This window comes from Curtobacterium sp. 24E2 (assembly GCF_016925595.1).
GTDB lineage: Bacteria > Actinomycetota > Actinomycetes > Actinomycetales > Microbacteriaceae > Curtobacterium.
On record NZ_CP068987.1, the window covers coordinates 1174256 to 1192082 of the forward strand.

Annotated in this window: 17 protein-coding genes and 2 pseudogenes; 10 read left to right on the forward strand and 9 right to left on the reverse strand. The window is 70.6% G+C overall.

Features of this window, described 5'->3' with window-relative positions; genetic code table 11:
- Positions 1-4: 4 nt before the first annotated feature.
- On the forward strand, positions 5-391 hold the full coding sequence (locus tag JN350_RS05905) for a YchJ family protein (protein WP_205463902.1): 387 nt from the start codon (positions 5-7) through the stop codon (positions 389-391).
- A gap of 34 nt (positions 392-425) precedes the next feature.
- On the forward strand, positions 426-1379 hold the full coding sequence (locus JN350_RS05910; protein ID WP_205463904.1) for an SDR family NAD(P)-dependent oxidoreductase: 954 nt from the start codon (positions 426-428) through the stop codon (positions 1377-1379).
- Positions 1380-1408: 29 nt separating this feature from the next.
- Here the strand turns inward: JN350_RS05910 and JN350_RS05915 are convergent, their stop codons facing one another.
- A complete protein-coding gene (locus JN350_RS05915; protein WP_205463905.1) occupies positions 1409-2179 on the reverse strand; it encodes a shikimate dehydrogenase family protein in 771 nt (256 codons plus the stop codon).
- Between the two features lie 153 nt (positions 2180-2332).
- Here JN350_RS05915 and JN350_RS05920 point away from each other — a divergent pair, with 153 nt between their 5' ends.
- Positions 2333-3337: an iron-siderophore ABC transporter substrate-binding protein gene (locus JN350_RS05920; protein WP_240347577.1), complete on the forward strand. Its 1005-nt coding sequence runs from the start codon at positions 2333-2335 to the stop codon at positions 3335-3337.
- A 104-nt stretch (positions 3338-3441) separates the two neighbouring features.
- On the opposite strand, the gene JN350_RS05925 is transcribed toward JN350_RS05920, so the two are convergent.
- A complete protein-coding gene (locus tag JN350_RS05925) occupies positions 3442-3846 on the reverse strand; it encodes a DUF1304 domain-containing protein (RefSeq protein ID WP_123293628.1) in 405 nt (134 codons plus the stop codon).
- Positions 3847-3906: 60 nt separating this feature from the next.
- Between JN350_RS05925 and JN350_RS05930 the strand changes: the two genes are divergently transcribed.
- Positions 3907-4230 (forward strand): chorismate mutase, encoded by a 324-nt coding sequence (locus JN350_RS05930; protein WP_123671988.1) that lies wholly within the window; start codon positions 3907-3909, stop codon positions 4228-4230.
- Positions 4227-5348: a lactonase family protein gene (locus tag JN350_RS05935; RefSeq protein WP_205463906.1), complete on the forward strand. Its 1122-nt coding sequence runs from the start codon at positions 4227-4229 to the stop codon at positions 5346-5348. The genes JN350_RS05930 and JN350_RS05935 overlap by 4 nt, the downstream gene beginning before the upstream one ends.
- Before the next feature lie 137 nt (positions 5349-5485).
- Here JN350_RS05935 and JN350_RS05940 read toward each other — a convergent pair whose 3' ends face one another.
- The 4 genes from JN350_RS05940 to purS are packed head-to-tail and all read right to left on the reverse strand — an operon-like array spanning position 5486 to position 9792.
- Positions 5486-6406, reverse strand: a complete 921-nt coding sequence (locus JN350_RS05940; protein WP_205463907.1) for a 2-hydroxyacid dehydrogenase — start codon at positions 6404-6406, stop codon at positions 5486-5488.
- A 16-nt stretch (positions 6407-6422) separates the two neighbouring features.
- Positions 6423-8804: a phosphoribosylformylglycinamidine synthase subunit PurL gene (gene purL / locus JN350_RS05945; protein WP_240347578.1), complete on the reverse strand. Its 2382-nt coding sequence runs from the start codon at positions 8802-8804 to the stop codon at positions 6423-6425.
- A gap of 35 nt (positions 8805-8839) precedes the next feature.
- The gene (gene purQ, locus JN350_RS05950; RefSeq protein WP_205464376.1) at positions 8840-9535 is read right to left on the reverse strand and encodes a phosphoribosylformylglycinamidine synthase subunit PurQ; all 696 of its coding nucleotides are present in this window, start codon (positions 9533-9535) and stop codon (positions 8840-8842) included.
- A 5-nt stretch (positions 9536-9540) separates the two neighbouring features.
- Positions 9541-9792: a phosphoribosylformylglycinamidine synthase subunit PurS gene (gene purS / locus JN350_RS05955; RefSeq protein WP_017886272.1), complete on the reverse strand. Its 252-nt coding sequence runs from the start codon at positions 9790-9792 to the stop codon at positions 9541-9543.
- A 188-nt stretch (positions 9793-9980) separates the two neighbouring features.
- Between purS and JN350_RS20075 the strand changes: the two are divergent.
- Positions 9981-10226, forward strand: a pseudogene (locus JN350_RS20075) (PadR family transcriptional regulator); the annotation flags it as partial.
- A gap of 364 nt (positions 10227-10590) precedes the next feature.
- Positions 10591-12129, forward strand: a complete 1539-nt coding sequence (locus JN350_RS05965; protein WP_205463909.1) for a DHA2 family efflux MFS transporter permease subunit — start codon at positions 10591-10593, stop codon at positions 12127-12129.
- A gap of 104 nt (positions 12130-12233) precedes the next feature.
- Here the strand turns inward: JN350_RS05965 and JN350_RS05970 are convergent, their stop codons facing one another.
- Positions 12234-13052: a cytochrome c oxidase assembly protein gene (locus tag JN350_RS05970; protein ID WP_205464377.1), complete on the reverse strand. Its 819-nt coding sequence runs from the start codon at positions 13050-13052 to the stop codon at positions 12234-12236.
- A 258-nt stretch (positions 13053-13310) separates the two neighbouring features.
- Entirely contained in the window at positions 13311-14378 is a 1068-nt protein-coding gene (locus JN350_RS05975) for an acyltransferase family protein (RefSeq protein ID WP_240347690.1), read from the reverse strand.
- A gap of 303 nt (positions 14379-14681) precedes the next feature.
- On the opposite strand from JN350_RS05975, the pseudogene JN350_RS05980 reads away from it, so the two are divergent.
- Positions 14682-15190: pseudogene (locus tag JN350_RS05980) on the forward strand (Fur family transcriptional regulator).
- A gap of 50 nt (positions 15191-15240) precedes the next feature.
- Entirely contained in the window at positions 15241-16770 is a 1530-nt protein-coding gene (locus tag JN350_RS05985; protein WP_205463910.1) for a catalase, read from the forward strand.
- Between the two features lie 77 nt (positions 16771-16847).
- Here JN350_RS05985 and JN350_RS05990 read toward each other — a convergent pair whose 3' ends face one another.
- Positions 16848-17396, reverse strand: a complete 549-nt coding sequence (locus JN350_RS05990; RefSeq protein ID WP_205463911.1) for a GNAT family N-acetyltransferase — start codon at positions 17394-17396, stop codon at positions 16848-16850.
- Between the two features lie 121 nt (positions 17397-17517).
- On the opposite strand from JN350_RS05990, the gene JN350_RS05995 reads away from it, so the two are divergent.
- Positions 17518-17799 (forward strand): hypothetical protein, encoded by a 282-nt coding sequence (locus JN350_RS05995; protein WP_205463912.1) that lies wholly within the window; start codon positions 17518-17520, stop codon positions 17797-17799.
- The last annotated feature ends 28 nt before the right edge of the window (positions 17800-17827 follow it).

The following is a 17827-nucleotide window of genomic DNA, read 5'->3' on the forward strand; positions in this document are numbered from 1 at the left end:
CGGCGTGGTCACCGACGAGACGCGCTGCCCCTGCCTGAGCGGCAACCCCTACGGCGAGTGCTGCGGCCCCCTGCACCGCGGCGCGGCCGCGCCCACCGCGGAGCGCCTGATGCGCTCACGCTTCAGCGCGTTCGCGCTGGGCCTGCCGGAGTACCTGTTGCTCACCTGGCACCCGCGCACCCGTCCGGCCGCCCTCGAGTTGGACGCGTCCCAGCGCTGGACCCGGTTGGACGTCCTGACGACGACCTCGGGAGGCCCGTTCGACTCCCGGGGCACGGTCGCGTTCCGCGCGTGGTGGCGTTCAGACGACGACCGCGGCACGCTCGAGGAGACGAGCGAGTTCGTCTGCGAGCAGGGACGATGGTTCTACGTGGACGGTGTCGTCGCCTGACGGCTCCGCACCACGCCAGCTGACAGGAGTCGACATGCCCGCACGCGACCTCACCCGCTTCGGCGACCGGACCACGGCCGCCGAGGTCGTCGACGGCCTCGACCTGACGGGGCGCACGGCGATCGTCACCGGCGCGGCTTCCGGTATCGGGGTGGAGACCGCCCGAGCGCTCGCCGGAGCCGGGGCGCGCGTGACGCTCGCCGTGCGGGACGTCGACGCCGGCCGACGTGTGGCGGAGGACATCGCCCGGACCTCGGGTCGGGACGCACCGGCCGTCGTCGAACTGCACCTGGACCGTCCGGGCTCCGTCGAGGCGTTCACCGCAGCGTGGTCGGGTCCGCTCGACGTGCTCGTCGCCAACGCCGGCATCATGGACGCGCCCGAGTCGTACACACCCGCCGGGTGGGAGTCGCAGTTCGCGACGAACCACCTCGGGCACTTCGCCCTCGCGCTCGGGCTGCACGACGCCCTGGCCGCCTCGGGTTCGGCGCGCATCGTCTCGGTGTCGTCGAGTGGGCACGGCGGTTCGCCCGTCGTGTTCGACGACCTGTTCTTCCGACGGCGTCCCTACGAACCCGGCCTCGCCTACGGCCAGTCGAAGACCGCCAACGTGCTGTTCGCCGTGGCTGCCGGCCGGCGGTGGGCCGCCGACGGCATCACCGCGAACGCCCTGATGCCCGGCGGGATCTGGACCGGGCTGCAGAAGCACTGGGACCCCGAGGTCCTCGCCGCCACGAAGATCGCCGCGGCCGACGCCGTGAAGACCCCGGAGCAGGGAGCAGCGACCTCGGTCCTGCTCGCCACCGCACCGGAACTCGACGGGGTCACCGGCCGCTACTTCGAGGACTGCCACGAAGCAGCGGTGGTCGAGCGGATCGAGGACGGCCTGCACGGCGTGCTGCCCTGGGCGCTCGACCCGGACCAGGCCGACCGGCTGTGGGACGTCTCCGTCGCACTGCTCGACGCCGAGGCGCGGTCCCGCGGCTGACCGAGGGTCGCCGGTGTGGTCGTCTTCGGCTAGCTGCTGATGACGGCGGGCAGACCGACAGCCGTGCGCATCGCACGACGGACGGCGGCCTCGTCGGGCAGCAGCTCGTCCTCGTCACCGGTCAGGAAGAAGCGGATCTGCCCGATGGCCTGTTCGGTGAGCATGTCGAGGCCGTTCAGCACCCGGCCGCCCGCACCGGCCCAGCGCGACGCGACCGCGGTCGGCCACGGTTCGTAGGCGACGTCGAACAGCACGGCGTCCGACCCCGACGGCACCAGCTCGAGCGGGTCGGCCGCGCCGCCGGGCAGCGTCGACAGGACGAACCCGTGGTGGGTGCCGGGCAGGTCGGTGAGCGGCAGGACCTCGAGCGAGACGCCGAGCCGCACGGCCAGCTCCACGAGCGACCCGGCCTTCGCGGTGTCGCGCAGGAACACGCGCACGAGCGACGCCCCGAGCCGCACGGCCGCGGTCAGGGCGCTCGCCGCGGTCGCGCCACCGCCCAGGATCGTGGCCTCCCCGGGCAGGTGCCCGAGGGCCTCGACCGGTCGGACGAGCCCCTGGACGTCGGTGTTGGCGCCCGCGCGGACGATGCTGTCGCCCTCGCGGCGGAACGCCACCGTGTTGGCGACCCCGAGCTCGTCGACGAGCGGGGTCGTGCGGTCCAGGAGCGGCAGCACCTCGCGCTTGAGCGGCATCGTGAGACTCAGCCCGCGCCATCCGGGACCCAGCCCCGCGACGAACGCGTCGAGCCCGCCGGACGCGACCTCGTGCCTCCCGTACGACCACCCCAACCCGAGCACGTCGTAGGCCGCTTCGTGGAGCGTGGGGAGAGCGAATGCGCGATGGGGGAGCCGAGCACCGCGAGGCGCGTGCGGTCTGGATCTGGGACGGCCACGATCACCCAGCCTATCCAGCTGATTTCCTGTGCGCGCCGTTAGGTTAGGCTACCCTTCGTGATCCGCTCATCCCTTCGTCTCCGACGTGTGCTCGCTGCTGCGGGTGCCGTCGTCGCAGCCTCCCTCGTCCTCGCCGGCTGTGCCTCCGGCTCCAGCTCGTCCGAGTCGTCTTCGGGATCGTCGTCCGACGGCGCCTTCCCGGTGTCCATCACGACCGGCCTCGGCACCACGACGATCGACTCGCAGCCGAAGCGCGTCGTCGCACTCGGCTGGGGCGACGCCGAGACCGCGCTCGAGCTCGGCGTGCAGCCGGTCGGCGCGAGCGACTGGCTCGCCTTCGGTGGCGACGGCGTCGGCCCGTGGCTCAAGGACGCGTACACGAAGTCGCCGAAGATCATCCAGACGCTCGAGCCGAGCTACGAGGACATCCTCAAGCTCAACCCGGACCTGATCCTCGACGTGAAGTCGTCGGGCGACAAGGACCGCTACGACAAGCTGTCCGCGATCGCGCCGACCGTCGCGATCCCGAAGGGCGGCGAGAACTACCTGGCGTCCACCGAGCAGCAGACCACGATGATCGCGAAGGCGCTCGGCAAGGAGTCCGAGGGCAAGAAGCTGCTCTCCGACCTCGACGACGCCTACGCCGCGGCGCGCAAGGCCCACCCGGACTTCGAGGGCAAGACCGCCGTCGTCGGTGCGTACAGCTCCGAGGGCTTCGGGGCGTACGCCTCCACCGACAGCCGCTCGTCGTTCATGAAGAACCTCGGGTTCACGATCCCGTCGGCCATCGACAAGGAAGCCGGCAAGGCGTTCTCCGTCACGCTGTCCGACGAGAACCTCGACCTGCTCGACGCCGACCTGACGCTGATCCTGCCGATCTACGTCGACGCGTCGAAGGCCGAGTCGGACCCGCTGTTCCAGAAGGTGCCGTCGGTCGAGGCCGGTCATTACATCGTCTTCGACGACAAGGACGTGTCGTCGGCGTTCTCGATGGGCACCACCGCCGCGATCGAGTGGGCGCTCGACAAGCTGCCGGCGCAGTTCGAGGACAAGCTCGGCTGACCTGGCCGGTCTTCACCCGCGAAAGCGACAGGGTGCCGCCGATGTTCGGCGGCACCCTGTCGCTTTTGCGTGGTGTTCGGGGCTGACGGTGTGGTCGGGACGGCTCAGACGGGGAAGCTCGAGCCGAGCAGCGCGAAGAGCAGCGCGATCAGCGGGAGCGTGCCCTGCTTGAACGCGGAGTTGACGTACTTGCGGCCGGAGCCGACCAGGATCACCGCGGCGCCGAGCATGCTCGCGGTCGAGAACACGACGAGGGTCCAGCCGGTCGCGGTGTTGCCCGCCAGCACCAGCACGACACCGAGGATCGCGCCGATCGCCAGGAACAAGTTGTAGAACCCCTGGTTGAACGCCAGGGAGCGGGTCGCGTCGGCCTCGGTCTCGGTCGCGATGCCGAACACCTTGCGGGCACGTGGGCTCGTCCAGATGATGGATTCGAGGAACCAGATGTACACGTGGACGAGGCCAGCGAGGACCGCACACACGCCCGAGATCACGAGCAAGACCGACATGTGCTCATTCTCGCAGGCGTCGGCGGGGTTCGGCTGCGCGTCCGCCAGTAGGCTCGGGGCATGAGCGACGACGTCACCCCGCCCGAGCCCGAAGCGACGGCCGTCGCCGAACTCCGGAGCATCCGGCAGAGCATCGACAACATCGACGCCGCCGTCATCCACATGCTCGCCGAGCGCTTCAAGTACACGCAGCGAGTGGGGCACCTGAAGGCCGAATCGGGCATGCCCGCCGCCGACCCGGACCGCGAACAGATCCAGGTCGCACGGCTCCGGAGCCTCGCCGCCGAGGCGCACCTCGACCCCGCCTTCGCGGAGAAGTTCCTCAACTTCATCGTCGCCGAGGTCATCCACCACCACGAGCGCATCGCCGGGCGCGACGAATGAGCGTCGACCTGCCGACCCTGCTCGTCGGTTCCTACACCGCCACCGGCGGCGGGAACGCGACCGGCATCTCTCTGGTCGACGGCGGCGCTGCCCGCACGGGCACGGGCGCTCCGACGGTGGCGGTCGCTCGTACCGTCGCGGTGCTCGACGATCCCTCGTTCCTCGCGGTGTCGGGCGACCGCGTCTACGCCGTGTCCGAGACCAACGACGGCGGCGTCTCCGCCTTCCGGATGCAGAACGGCGCGCTCGAACACCTGTGGGACGCCTCCGCCGGCGGTGACGCCCCCTGCCACCTGCGGGTCGACCCGTCCGGGGCCCTCATCGTCACGAACTACGTCTCCGGCACCGTCACCGCCGTCTCCCTGGCGGCGGCCGAGTCGTTCTCCGCCTCGGTGCTCGCGAGCGACGGTGTCGTCCTGCCCGCCGACGGCGTGCACGGGCGCACCGACCGGCTCGCCGTCCCCGCCTCGGCCATCGCCGTCGCGACCCTGCCGGCTGCCACCGGCCCGGTGCAGGACCGGCAGGATGCGCCGCACGCGCACCAGTCCGTCGCGACGCCGGACGGCACGGTGCTCGTCGCCGACCTCGGTGGCGACGCACTGCACGAGTTCCGCGTGACGGTGTCGGCCGACGGCGTCCCCGCGCTCGAGGCCCTGCGCGTGCACCACGTGGCGCCCGGTGTCGGCCCGCGACACCTGGCCTGGTACGACGGCGACCTGTTCGTCGCCGGTGAGCTCGACGGCGCGGTCCACCGACTCCGACGCGACGAGTCCGGCTCGCTCGTGACGATCGCCTCGACCCCGACGTTCGAGGGTGCGGTGGGGGAGTCGCTCCTCAGCCACATCGAGGTCGACGACGCTGGACTCGTGACCGTCGCCGTCCGTGGCCGCGACCTGATCGTGGTGCTCGACGCTGCCGACGACGGGCTCGCGCTCGTCGGGTCCGCGTCGTGCGGGGGTGCCTGGCCGCGGCACTTCGCCCGGGTGCCCGGGTACGTGCTCGTCGCCAACGAGCGGTCGGACGCCATCGCCGTGCTGCCGATCGGTGCCGACGGCGTGCCGGGCGAGGCCGTCGAGCAGATCGCCGTCGGTACCCCGACGTGCATCGTCCCGCTCTGACCGCGTGCTTGCTGGAGCGCGCCTGACGCCGTCGTGTCGCGACAACGCCTCGTTGTTCACGAGACACCGCTGACTTCAGGGGCGTCTCGTCGGCACTGAGGCGTCGGACGGAGACGACGGCGTGTTCCGACGGGGCGCTAGCGCTCGATCAGGTTCTCGAACGGGCGACCCTCGGCCAGCGCGGCGACCTGCCGACGCATCAGGTCGATCGACCGCGGGACGCTCAGGTCGGTGTTGCCCCCGACGTGCGGCGTGAGGACCGTGTTCGGCGTCGTCCACAGCGGGTGGCCGTCGGGCAGGGGCTCGGGGTCGGTGACGTCGAGCGCCGCGAACAGCCGCTCGGACTGCAGCTCCGCCACCAGTGCATCGGTGTCGACGACCTTGCCGCGGGCGACGTTCACCACCAGGGCGCCGTCGGGCAGCGCGGCCAGCAGCTCGGCGTCGACCAGCCGCTCGGTCTCGTCCGTCAGCGGCGCGATGAGCACGAGGACGTCCGTCGTCGGTGCCAGCTCGGGCAGCTCGCCGAACGCGTGCACGTGGCGACCGTCCTGGTCGCGAGCGGTGCGGGCCACCACGGTGACCTCGGTGCGGAACGCCTCGAACCGGGTGGCGATCGCCGACCCGATCGCGCCGTAGCCGACGACCGTGACCCGGCGGTCGGCCAGGGACCGGGTCTCCCGGGCGTCCCACACACCGTTCGCGCGATCGGCCTGGAACGCCGCGAGCTCACGCAGCGAGGTCAGCGCCAGGCCGACGGCGAGCTCGGCGGTCTCGTCGTCGTGGATCCCCCGACCGTTCGCCAGCTGGGCGTGACCGGGCACGTGCGGCACCGCGTGCTCGTAGCCGGCGCTCGGCAGTTGCAGGAGCTCGAGCGCCGGCAGGTCGTGCACGAACTGCCAGCGGTGCCGCCCACCGAAGTAGAACGGCAGGAACGTGATCGCGACGTCGTCCGGGCGACCGTACGGCGCCTCGACGTCCCACACGTCCAGCTCGATGCCGTCCGGCACGGGGCCGAACCGGTCGACGAGCTCCGCGAAGGGCAGGGTGACGATGGGCACGCGGTGTCCGCCGGGCCTAGGAGTCCGTGCGCGGCGAGAACGCACCGTCGGAGTCGAGCGGCCCACGGCCGACGTACCCCTCGGTGACGTCCTCGACGATCACGTCGCCGAAGCGGGTCGGCAGCGTCGCGTTGTGCGTGCCGCGGAGCTCGTCGAGCGTCGCCGTGAACGCCCCCTGGACCTCGAGCGCGTTCGACGTGGCGTCGGTCACGCCGATGCGCAGGACCGGGAAGCCCCGACCGTCGCACAGACCCTGGAAGCGGACGTCGTCCTCGCGGCGGACGGTCACGATGACGCGACCGGTCGACTCGGAGAACAGCGCGGTCGCCGTGTCGACGCCGTCGCGGGACTCGAGCTCGTCGAGGACCACGCGGGCGCCGAGGCCGAAGCGGAGCACCGACTCGGCGAGCGACTGGCCGAGGCCACCGTCCGCCAGGTCGTGCGCACTCGTCAGCAGTTGCTCGCCGCTCGCTGCGAAGAGCAGCTCGGCGAGTTCCTTCTCGCGACCGAGGTCGACCGCCGGCGGACGACCGCCGAGGTGGCCGTGCACCGTGCCGGCCCAGGCCGACCCGTCGAGCTCGAGGCTCGTGGTGCCGAGCAGGTAGATGTTGTGGCCGTCGTCCTGCCAGCCCGACGGGACGCGCTTGGCGACGTCGTCGATGACACCGAGCACACCGACGACCGGGGTCGGGTGGATCGGGGTCGTGCCGGTCTGGTTGTAGAACGACACGTTGCCGCCGGTGACGGGGATGCCGAGCTCCATGCAGCCGTCGGCCAGGCCCTCGACCGCTTCGGAGAACTGCCACATGACCTCGGGGTTCTCGGGGGAACCGAAGTTCAGGCAGTCGGTGACCGCAGCGGGGACGGCACCGGTGACGGCGACGTTCCGGTACGCCTCGGCCAGGGCCAGACGAGCGCCCTGCTTCGGGTCGAGCTGGCAGTAGCGGCCGTTGGCGTCGGTGGCGATGGCGACACCGAGACCCGTTTCCTCGTCGACGCGGATCATGCCGCCGTCGTCGGGGAAGGACAGGGCCGTGTTGCCGAGCACGTAGGTGTCGTACTGGTTCGTGACCCAGTTCTTGGACGACAGGTTCGGCGAGCCGAGCAGGCTGAGGAACTGCGCCTTGAGGGCGGGGCCGTCGGCCGGACGGTCGAGCGACGCCGCGGTGTCGGCCTGCAGCGCGTCGATCCAGGTCGGGTAGGCGACCGGGCGGTCGTAGACCGGGCCGTCGACGGCGACGGTGCGCGGGTCGACGTTCACGATCTCCTGACCCTGCCAGTCGATGACGAGACGGCCGGTGCCGGTGACCTCGCCCAGGACGCTGGTCTCGACCTCCCACTTGCCGACGACGCTCAGGAACTCGTCGAGCTTGTCGGGGCGGACGACCGCCATCATGCGCTCCTGGCTCTCCGACATCAGGATCTCTTCGGCCGTGAGCGTGGGGTCGCGCAGCAGGACGTCGTCGAGCGAGATGTGCATGCCGCCGTCGCCGTTGCTCGCGAGCTCGGACGTGGCGCAGGAGATGCCCGCGGCGCCGAGGTCCTGGATGCCCTCGACCAGTTCCTTCTGGAACAGCTCGAGGCAGCACTCGATCAGGACCTTCTCGGCGAAGGGGTCACCGACCTGGACGGCGGGACGCTTGGTCGGGCCGCCCTCGGTGAAGGTGTCGGACGCCAGGATCGACGCGCCGCCGATGCCGTCGCCACCGGTGCGGGCACCGAACAGCACGACCTTGTTGCCGGCACCGGACGCGTTCGCCAGGTGCAGGTCCTCGTGCCGTAGGACGCCGACCGCCAGGGCGTTGACCAGCGGGTTGCCCTGGTACACCGGGTCGAAGTAGGTCTCGCCGCCGATGTTCGGCAGACCGAGGCAGTTGCCGTAGAACGAGATGCCACCGACGACGCCGTGCACGACGCGTGCGGTGTCCTCGTGGTCGATCGCGCCGAAGCGGAGCTGGTCCATCACGGCGACCGGGCGGGCGCCCATCGAGATGATGTCGCGGACGATGCCGCCGACGCCGGTCGCGGCGCCCTGGTACGGCTCGACGTAGGACGGGTGGTTGTGCGACTCGACCTTGAAGGTCACCGCCCAGCCGTTGCCGACGTCGACGACACCGGCGTTCTCGCCCATGCCGACCATCAGGTTCTTCGTCATCTCCGGCGTGACCTTCTTGCCGAACTGACGGAGGTAGTTCTTCGAGGACTTGTAGGAGCAGTGCTCGGACCACATGACGGAGTACATCGCCAGCTCGCCCGAGGTGGGGCGGCGGCCGAGGATCTCCTTGATGCGGGCGTACTCGTCCGGCTTCAGGCCGAGCGCGTCGTACGGCTGGTCCTTGTCGGGAGTCGCCGCGGCATCCTGCACGGTGTCGGGCTTCGGGCGCACGTAAGTCGTCACGGTGTTGTCGTTCCCTGTCACTGGAGTCGCGGCCGTCACTTGACGAGCGTCGACTCGATCACGGAGGTGAAGAAGGTGAGGCCGTCCGTGCCGGAGGCCATGGCAGCGGCCGTGTCCGGGCCGAACCCGGGCTCGGTCGCGTGCTCGGGGTGCGGCATCAGGCCCACGACGTTGCCGCGCTCGTTCGAGACGCCGGCGATGTCGTCGATCGACCCGTTCGGGTTCACGCCGACGTAACGGAACACGACCTGGCCGTTGTCCTCGATGCGCTTGATCTCGTCGGCGTCGGCGACGAACCGACCGTCGGCGTTCTTGAGCGGGATCGTGATCTCCTGCTGCGCGGTGAACCCGGAGGTCCAGGCGGTCGAGGTGGTCTCGACGCGGAGCTTCTGGTCGCGGCGGATGAACTGCTGGTGCGCGTTGCGGGTGTGCGCCCCGGGGACCAGACGGGCCTCGGCCAGCATCTGGAAGCCGTTGCAGATGCCGAGCACGGGCATGCCCTTGCCGGCAGCGTCGATGACCTCGGCCATGATCGGCGCCTTCGCGGCGATCGCACCGGCGCGCAGGTAGTCGCCGTACGAGAACCCGCCGGGCAGCACGATGGCGTCGACGCCCTGCAGGTCGTGGTCGCCGTGCCAGAGGACGACGGGGTCGGCGCCGGCGAGACGGATCGCGCGCTGGGCGTCACGGTCGTCGAGGGAGCCGGGGAAGGTGATGACGCCGATGCGCATCCGGGTCACTGCCCTTCGACGGTGACCGAGACGACGTCCTCGATGACCGCGTTCGAGAAGACGTCGGCGGCGATGTCGCGGACCTCGGCCAGCTTGGCATCGTCGACGGGGCCGTCGACGGTCACCTCGAAGCGCTTGCCGATGCGGACGTTGGTCAGGTCGGCCTTGCCCAGACGGGCGAGGGCGTTGCCCACCGCCTTGCCCTGGGGGTCGAGGATCTCAGCCTTGGGCATGACCTCGACGACGATCGTTGGCACGTGTTCTCTCCAGCGCTTCAGGGGTGGGGGACGCGACCAGTCTACGGGGCGCGCGCGACACGCCGGGACGGATCCGGGCCTCCTGTGGAGAACGTGCTGTGCGTTTGCTCACCTGTGTTCCACTCCGTATATTCGAAGTCGAATAGTCCAGTCGGAAGACTGCCGCATCGATCCGTCAGGAGGCCCGCATGGCGTCGCTCACGCCGCTCGCGTTCGCCGCGCTCGACCTGCTGAACGAGGCCCCGATGCACCCGTACGAGATGTTCCAGACGATGGTCCACCGGCAGGAGGAGCGGAACGTCAAGGTCCGCCCGGGCACCCTGTACCACCAGGTCGGCCGCCTCGCCGAGCTCGGGTTCGCCGAGGTCGTGGGCACCGACCGCGACGGCAACCGGCCGGAACGCACCACGTACACGATCACCGACGCGGGCCGCGCAGCGCTCGCGGACGGGCTCCGCCGCATGGTGGCGGAGCCCGCGGACGAGTACCCGGAGTTCCACCTGGCGCTCTCCGTGCTCGAGAACCTGCCGCACACCGAGGCGGTCGATGCCGTCCGGGCCCGGATCGTCGTACTCGAACGGGAGCGCGACGACTACGACCAGGCACTCCAGCGCGTGCAGGCCAAGCAGCTGACCGAGCGGTACTGGCTCGACGTGTCGTACGTCCGTGCGATGCTCGCCGCGCAGATCGAGTGGCTCAGCACCACCGTCGACCGCATCGCCAGCGGCGACCTCCCTGGGACGGCCCGGCCGTCCCCACAGACACTGACTTCCCCACGAACAGCAAGGACACCACTCGATGACCACCGTCACGCCTCCGCGGACGACCGAGAAGAAGCCGTGGCCCGCCCTCTGGGCGCTCGTCGTCGGCTTCTTCATGATCCTCGTCGACTCGACCATCGTGTCGGTCGCCACCCCCACCATCGCGCAGAAGCTCGACGCGGACATCAACTCCGTGATCTGGGTGACGAGCGCGTACCTGCTCGCCTACGCCGTGCCGCTGCTCATCACCGGCCGGCTCGGTGACCGCTTCGGCCCGAAGGTCATGTACCAGATCGGCCTCGTGGTCTTCACGCTCGCCAGCCTCTGGTGCGGTCTGTCCGGCTCGATCGAGATGCTCATCGTGGCCCGTGTCGTGCAGGGCCTCGGCGCCGCGATGATGAGCCCGCAGACGATGTCCGTCATCACGCGCATCTTCCCGCCGCAGAACCGCGGTGCCGCGATGGGTCTGTGGGGCGCCGTCGCCGGTGTCGCCTCGCTCGTCGGCCCGATCGTCGGCGGCCTGCTCGTCGACGGCTTCGGCTGGGAGTGGATCTTCTTCGTGAACGTCCCCGTCGGTGTCGTGGCGTTCGTGCTCGCGCAGCGCTTCGTGCCGTCGTTCGACCGCCACGGGCACCGCTTCGACTACCTCGGCATCTTCCTGTCCGCCGCGGGGCTGTTCCTCCTCGTCTTCGGCATCCAGGAAGGCGAGACCTACGACTGGGGCACCATCGCCGGGCCGATCTCGGTGTGGTCGCTCATCATCGTCGGCCTCGTGGTGCTCGCCGGGTTCGTCGTCTGGCAGGGCGTGCAGAAGGGTGAGCCGCTGCTGCCCCTCGGTCTGTTCAAGGACCGCAACTTCACCCTGGCCAACGTCGCCATCACGGCCGTCGGTGTCGCGATCGCCTCGTTCGCGCTGCCGATCATGCTCTGGGCGCAGGACGTCCTGCGGTTCTCGCCGACCCAGGCTGCGCTGCTCCTCGTGCCGCAGGCCGTGCTGTCCGCCGGCCTCGCCCCGCTCGTCGGCAAGAACCTCAACCGGTGGAACCCGCGCTGGGTCGCCGCGTTCGGGCTCGCGTGCTTCTCGGCCGGGCTGTTCTGGTTCGGCGCCCTGCTGTCGTCGAGTGCCGACTGGGGATGGGTGCTCCTGCCGAGCGCGCTCCTCGGCATCGCCAACGCGTGCATGTGGGGTCCGCTGTCCGTCTCGGCGACGCGCAACCTGCCGCCGAAGCTGGCCGGTGCCGGCTCGGGCGTCTACAACACGACTCGTCAGATCGGTGCCGTGCTCGGTTCCGCCGGCATCGCCGCGCTGATGGAGGCTCGGATCACCGCGAACTTCCCGGCCTCGACCGGTGGGACCTCCGCCGGTGGTGCCGAGCAGCAGGTCGGCGGATTGCCCGGGGCCCTGCTCGAGCCGTTCTCGCGGGCCATGGGAGAGTCGCTGTTCCTTCCGGCGATCGTGCTCCTCGCGGCGATCGTGGCGGCGCTGTTCCTGGCGAAGCCGAAGCAGACCGTCGCCTGGCAGCAGACCGGTGGCGTGACCGCGCAGCCCGAGGCCGCCGGAGCCCCGTCGAAGTAGGAACGCGCACAGTTCGTGAGCAGAAATGGTCGGGTCGCCTGCGGGCACCCGACCATTTCTGCTCACCATGCGCCGCCCGCGCCCGCGCCCGCGCCCGCGCCCGCTCAACCGCGGCGCTGCAGGTGCTCCCGCGTCAACTCGTCGATCTGCTCGTCGGTCAGGGCGTCGACGGCGTGGGCCTCGCGGCGATCGGTCCGCTGCCACCGGATGAACAGCGAGATGAGCACGGGGATGTCCGCCACCTCGGCGATGAACCACAGCAGGTCGCCCGCCAGGTGCTGATCGCGCAGCGGTGACGGGAACCACGGTTGCCCCACGGCCTGCACCACCGACCCGTCGAGCACGTGGTTCGTGATCCGGAGCACGATGCCCGGCACCGCGTCGATCATCAGCTCCACGAAGGCGAGCAGGAACTCCGCGGTGACGAACGTCGACGACCGCAGCACACCGGGTTCCGACAGCGGAGCGAGCAACCCGAACCCGAGCATCGGCACCATCACCGTGATCACGACGGCCCAGACGGACGATTCGCGCAGGGTCGCCGCGAACGGTGTCAGCAAGAGGCCGAACAGGACGAGGGCGACGAGCGGCGCGACGATCGCGTTGCCGAGCAGGCGCACTGGACGCGACCGCATGGCGGCGTTGGCGGCGTGCGCGAGGCGATCCGGGCCTCCTGTCCGGAGCAACGAGACGGGCGCACCGAGCGCGGCGAAGGTGGGGACCGCGAAGAAGAGCAGGGCGGACCGCAGCACGAACGCCCACCGCAGCTGCTGGTCGTAGACGCCGACGATGCCGAACTGCAGGATCCCGAACAGCACCAGTGCGGCGACGAAGGCGAGGGTGCGCCACCAGGGCCAGCGTGCGCCGCGGCGCGCAGCGCCGACCACCCACCAGCCGTAGGCGACCGCGGCGACGGCGATCATCACCGCGGACAGGGGATCGAACCGCCAGGTGCTCCAGAACTCGGGTGTCGACGGCGTCGGGTGCCTCCAGGGGATCGGCCTGCCGCCATCCTCTGCCCGGCGCGTGTGCCGGTGCAGGCCCGAGGCGCCCCGAACGGTGAGAACCGGTTCAGATCCGGGTGACGCCCCGGGCCGGCGTGGTCCGCGAGAGCAACCACACCCCGATCGGCACGGCCACGGCGCCGACGACCGCGACCGCGAACGACAGGTGCAGCTGCATCACCAGGAACGCCGGACCGATCGTGCAGAGCGCAGCGACAGCGACGACCGGCCAGGACGGGCGGTCGGCCGAGGGCAGCAGCCGGGGAGTGGGCGGTCGAACCAGCGGAGTGCCCGAGCAACCCCGAGCGCGACGGCGAGCACCGCGACCAGCGCGATCAGCCGGGACGCCCACCACCCGCCGGAGCCCGGCGTCGGGAACGGCAGCCCGACCAGCAGGGCGATCCCGTTCAGCGCGATGAAGAGCGGCAGGTGCCACAGGTAGATGGTCATGCCGTCGCGGCCGAGGACGAACACGGCGCCGAGCGCAGCCCTGGTGCGCATCAGGCGGGTGAGCGGAGCGTGCACGAGCTGGACCAGGCAGGCCTGCGCGATCGCGAGGAACGCCAGCGGGAGCATCGGCGGGTTGAGGTCCTGCAGCATGTCCGGTGCCCACAAACCGACCGAGGTCATCGGGACGAGCAGGGCGTAGGCGGCGACGGCCACCGCGAGCAGGAGCGCCTTCGACCGCCGAGCGAACCAGCCGTCGGCCCAGAGGAACCCGAGCTGCTGCGCGAAGAGCCACACCGGCCCGAGGTTGAGCAGTCCGACCTCGGCGACCCCGGTGGCCAGGCGGACCGCGTCGACCACCGCCGCGAGCACGAGCAACACGCCGAGGGTCGCCCAGGGCGCGCGCTCGTGGAACCGCATCATCAGCGGCACGCAGCACTGCGTGATGCCGTAGGCGGCGAGGAACCAGAGCGGTGAGCCGATGCCGAACGCGACCTCGGCGAGGAGGTCCGGCGGGGTGCCGGCGGCCGTGGCCACACCGAGCCCGAGCGCGAGGAAGAGGAACAGCGGAACCGCGGGCCGGAACAGGCGCACGAGGCGGGTGGCCAGGTAGTCGCGAGCAGGGCTCGGCCCACCGCGGGCGACGGTGCTGCGCCAGCCGACTGCGCTCGCGAAGCCGCCGACCACGAAGAAGAGGGGCATCACCTGCCCGACCCAGGTGGCGGCGACGTACCACGGGAGTTCCTGCAGGGGGCTCGTCACCCGCACTCCGTGGTCGTCGGACGCGACGCCGACCATCGTGACGTGCACGATGACGACGAGGACGACGCAGGCCGTCCGGATGAGGTCGACGACCAGGTCCCGCTTCGCGATGATCCCCGGACGTCCGGTGCGCTGTTCGCCTGTTCAGACAGGCCGTGGCTCGTGGACATGTCGGGACGTTAGCGTGCGGAATGGTCGGTCGAGCGTTGGTCCAGCTGATCGCGACCGGATCGTGACACTCCGTATTCCGGTCGCGGCATGTGTCAGACCGCTGGTCCTCGGTGGAACCTCGTGTACAGTGAGCGTGTTGTCTTGATTCCTTCAAAAGAAAGGCTCAGCATGGACGCCGACGCCGATCTGCTCCGCACCTCGGGCCTCCGGGTCACGACGCCGCGACTCGCGGTGCTGCGTGCCACCGGATCCATGCCGCACGCCACCGCCGACGACATCGTCACGGCGCTCACGGCAGAGCCCTGACGACCAGTCACCAGGCCGTGTACGGCGTGCTCGCGGCGCTGACCGGCGTCGGACTCGTCCGACGCATCGAGCCGGCCGGCAGCCCCGCGCGGTACGAGCGACGGACCGGGGACAACCACCACCACATCGTCTGCACGCTGTGCGGCGCGATCGAGGACGTCGACTGCGCCGTCGGGCACTCGCCCTGCCTGACCCCGTCGGACGCGCACGGCTTCGCCGTCACCACCGCAGAGGTCACGTACTGGGGCATCTGCGAGCGGTGTGCGGCGGCCGAGCGCGACGACGCCGGCGATGACGCAGGCGCACCCGGCGCAAGCACAAGCGCAGACGAGCCCGGCGCAAGCGCGCCCGACGCCCCGCGCGTCCCCTGAACCACCCGAGCACCCCTGACCGAACCAACCGTTCCACCCAAGGAGGAACCGTGTCCGACCAGAACACGACGCCCGGCCAGCCGGCCGGCACCCCCACCACGACCACCAACTCCGGCGCTCCCGTCTCGAGCGACGAGCACTCGATGGGCGTCGGGGCCGACGGCCCCCTCGCGCTGCACGACCACTACCTGGTCGAGAAGCTCGCCCAGTTCAACCGCGAGCGCGTGCCGGAGCGCGTCGTCCACGCGAAGGGCGGCGGTGCCTTCGGCACCTTCACCGTCACGCACGACGTCAGCAAGTACACCCGCGCCGCGTTCCTGCAGCCGGGTCAGCAGACCGAGATGCTCACGCGCTTCTCGTCCGTCGCCGGTGAGCAGGGTTCGCCCGACACGTGGCGCGACCCCCGTGGTTTCGCGCTGAAGTTCTACACGTCCGAGGGCAACTACGACCTCGTCGGGAACAACACCCCCGTCTTCTTCATCCGTGACGGCATCAAGTTCCCCGACTTCATCCGCTCGCAGAAGCGCCTGCCCGGCTCGCACCTGCGCGACCACGACATGCAGTGGGACTTCTGGACCCTGTCGCCCGAGTCGGCGCACCAGGTCACGTGGCTGATGGGTGACCGCGGCCTGCCCGCGTCGTGGCGCGAGATGGACGGCTTCGGCTCGCACACCTACCAGTGGATCTCGGCCTCGGGCGAGCGCTTCTGGGTGAAGTACCACTTCCTGACCGAGCAGGGCCACAAGACCCTGACGCAGGAGGACGCCGACCGCATCGCCGGCGAGGACGCGGACTTCCACATCCGCGACCTGCACGCTGCGATCGAGCGTGGGGACTTCCCGCGCTGGACCCTCAAGGTGCAGGTCATGCCGTACGAGGACGCCGCGAGCTACCGCTTCAACCCGTTCGACCTGACGAAGGTGTGGCCGCACGCGGACTACCCGCTCATCGAGGTCGGCACGATGGAGCTCAACCGCAACCCGGAGAACTACTTCGCCGAGATCGAGCAGGCGACGTTCGCCCCGTCGAACTTCGTGCCCGGCATCGCCGCCAGCCCGGACAAGATGCTCCTCGCGCGCATCTTCAGCTACGCGGACGCCCACCGCTACCGCGTCGGCACCAACCACGCGCAGCTGCCGGTGAACGCCCCGAAGAACGAGGTGCACTCGTACTCGAAGGACGGCGCGATGCGCTTCGACTTCCAGAAGTCCGAGGTGCCCGTGTACGCCCCGAACTCGCTCGGCGGCGCACACGCCGACCCGACCGCGACCGACGACGTGCCCGGTTGGGAGTCGGACGGTGCGCTGCAGCGCTCCGCCGCGACCCTCCACCCCGAGGACGACGACTTCGGCCAGGCCGGCACGATGGTCCGCGAGGTCCTCGACGACGCCGCCCGCGAGCGCCTGGTCGGCAACATCGCCGGTCACGTCTCGAAGGTGACGCGCGACGACCTGCGCGAGCGCGTGTTCGCGTACTGGACGAACGTCGACGCCGACCTCGGTGCGCGCGTGCGCGCCGCGGTCGTGCCGAGCGCGCCGGGTTCGAACGAGGACCCGGAGACGGTTGCGGTCGAGGCGTAAGCCCCGCTCCACCACCTGACGGACGGGAGGCACGGTGCCAGCTGGCACCGTGCCTCCCGTCCGTTCGTGGTCTGGTCCTAGACCTCTTGGCCGTTCAGCCAGATCGGGCCGGCCGGCCAGTCCTCGAGCGCTGCGGCCACCGGCCGCACCATCCAGCCGCCCTGCTCCGTGTTCGTGATGCCGGCGCCCTCGGCGGTGAACGCCGAGAAGGTGCCGACGACCTCGGGGAACTCGTGCCAGCCGAGCTTCGCGTAGAAGGGGATGCGGTTCTCTCCCGCGCCGAGGAAGCCGTACGGCACCGCGAGCCCGTCGAGCACGGCGTGCGTACGCTCCATGAGCTCCCGGCCCCTGCCCGATCCCTGCAGTCGCGGCGACACGGCGACGAGGCCGGTGTCGCCGACCAGGACATCGCGCCCACCCACCGTGATGAACATACGGCGGATCCCGACGTGTGCCAGGACGACGCCGTCCTGGTCGCGGGCGAGGACCCGGCGCTCGGGTTGCATGCCGGACCAGCTGCGGCCGCCCACGTACCAGTGGGACCAGTCCGGGAACGCCTGCGCGAGCAGTGCTGCGATCGCTTCGTGGTCCGGGAGCGAGAGGAGCTCTCCTCGACCACCTCCCACCGGATGTCATCAGTCACGCGTCCATCCTGCACGGATGTCGAGGAAGCCGTTGCGTCCGTGCACGGACCGGTAATACGTTAACGGTGACATCGGGGCGGTGTCGCAACGAAAGGGGAGATCGATGTCGATCAAGAACGTCGTGCTGGGTGCGGTCGTGCTGGGGAGTGTCGTGGGCGGTGGGATCGCGGTCGACACCGCGACGGCGCCGGAGGCGAGTGCTGCGTGCTACGGGTCGGTGACCTGGACGAAGGGAAAGAACAACTCGTGTGGCAACGGCGCGCGACACTGGAACGCGATCAGGAACGCGCCGTCGAAGTACGGAAAGTGGGTCGGCAGGGGAGCGATCTCACAGCAGACCGCTTGCTGGGCCAACGCTGTCTCCTACGGGATGACGGCGCGGTAGATGCGCCGTCCGCTCGGCGGCCGTGGCG

Coding starts and splice junctions, on each gene's coding strand:
- JN350_RS05910 (WP_205463904.1), top strand. CDS start 426: ATGCCCGCACGCGACCTCACCCGCTTCGGCGACCGGACCACGGCCGCC.
- JN350_RS05925 (WP_123293628.1), bottom strand. CDS start 3,846: ATGTCGGTCTTGCTCGTGATCTCGGGCGTGTGTGCGGTCCTCGCTGGC.
- JN350_RS05930 (WP_123671988.1), top strand. CDS start 3,907: ATGAGCGACGACGTCACCCCGCCCGAGCCCGAAGCGACGGCCGTCGCC.
- JN350_RS05935 (WP_205463906.1), top strand. CDS start 4,227: ATGAGCGTCGACCTGCCGACCCTGCTCGTCGGTTCCTACACCGCCACC.
- purQ (WP_205464376.1), bottom strand. CDS start 9,535: ATGCGCATCGGCGTCATCACCTTCCCCGGCTCCCTCGACGACCGTGAC.
- JN350_RS05965 (WP_205463909.1), top strand. CDS start 10,591: ATGACCACCGTCACGCCTCCGCGGACGACCGAGAAGAAGCCGTGGCCC.
- JN350_RS05970 (WP_205464377.1), bottom strand. CDS start 13,052: ATGATCGCCGTCGCCGCGGTCGCCTACGGCTGGTGGGTGGTCGGCGCT.
- JN350_RS05975 (WP_240347690.1), bottom strand. CDS start 14,378: ATGGTCGGCGTCGCGTCCGACGACCACGGAGTGCGGGTGACGAGCCCC.
- JN350_RS05995 (WP_205463912.1), top strand. CDS start 17,518: ATGTCGATCAAGAACGTCGTGCTGGGTGCGGTCGTGCTGGGGAGTGTC.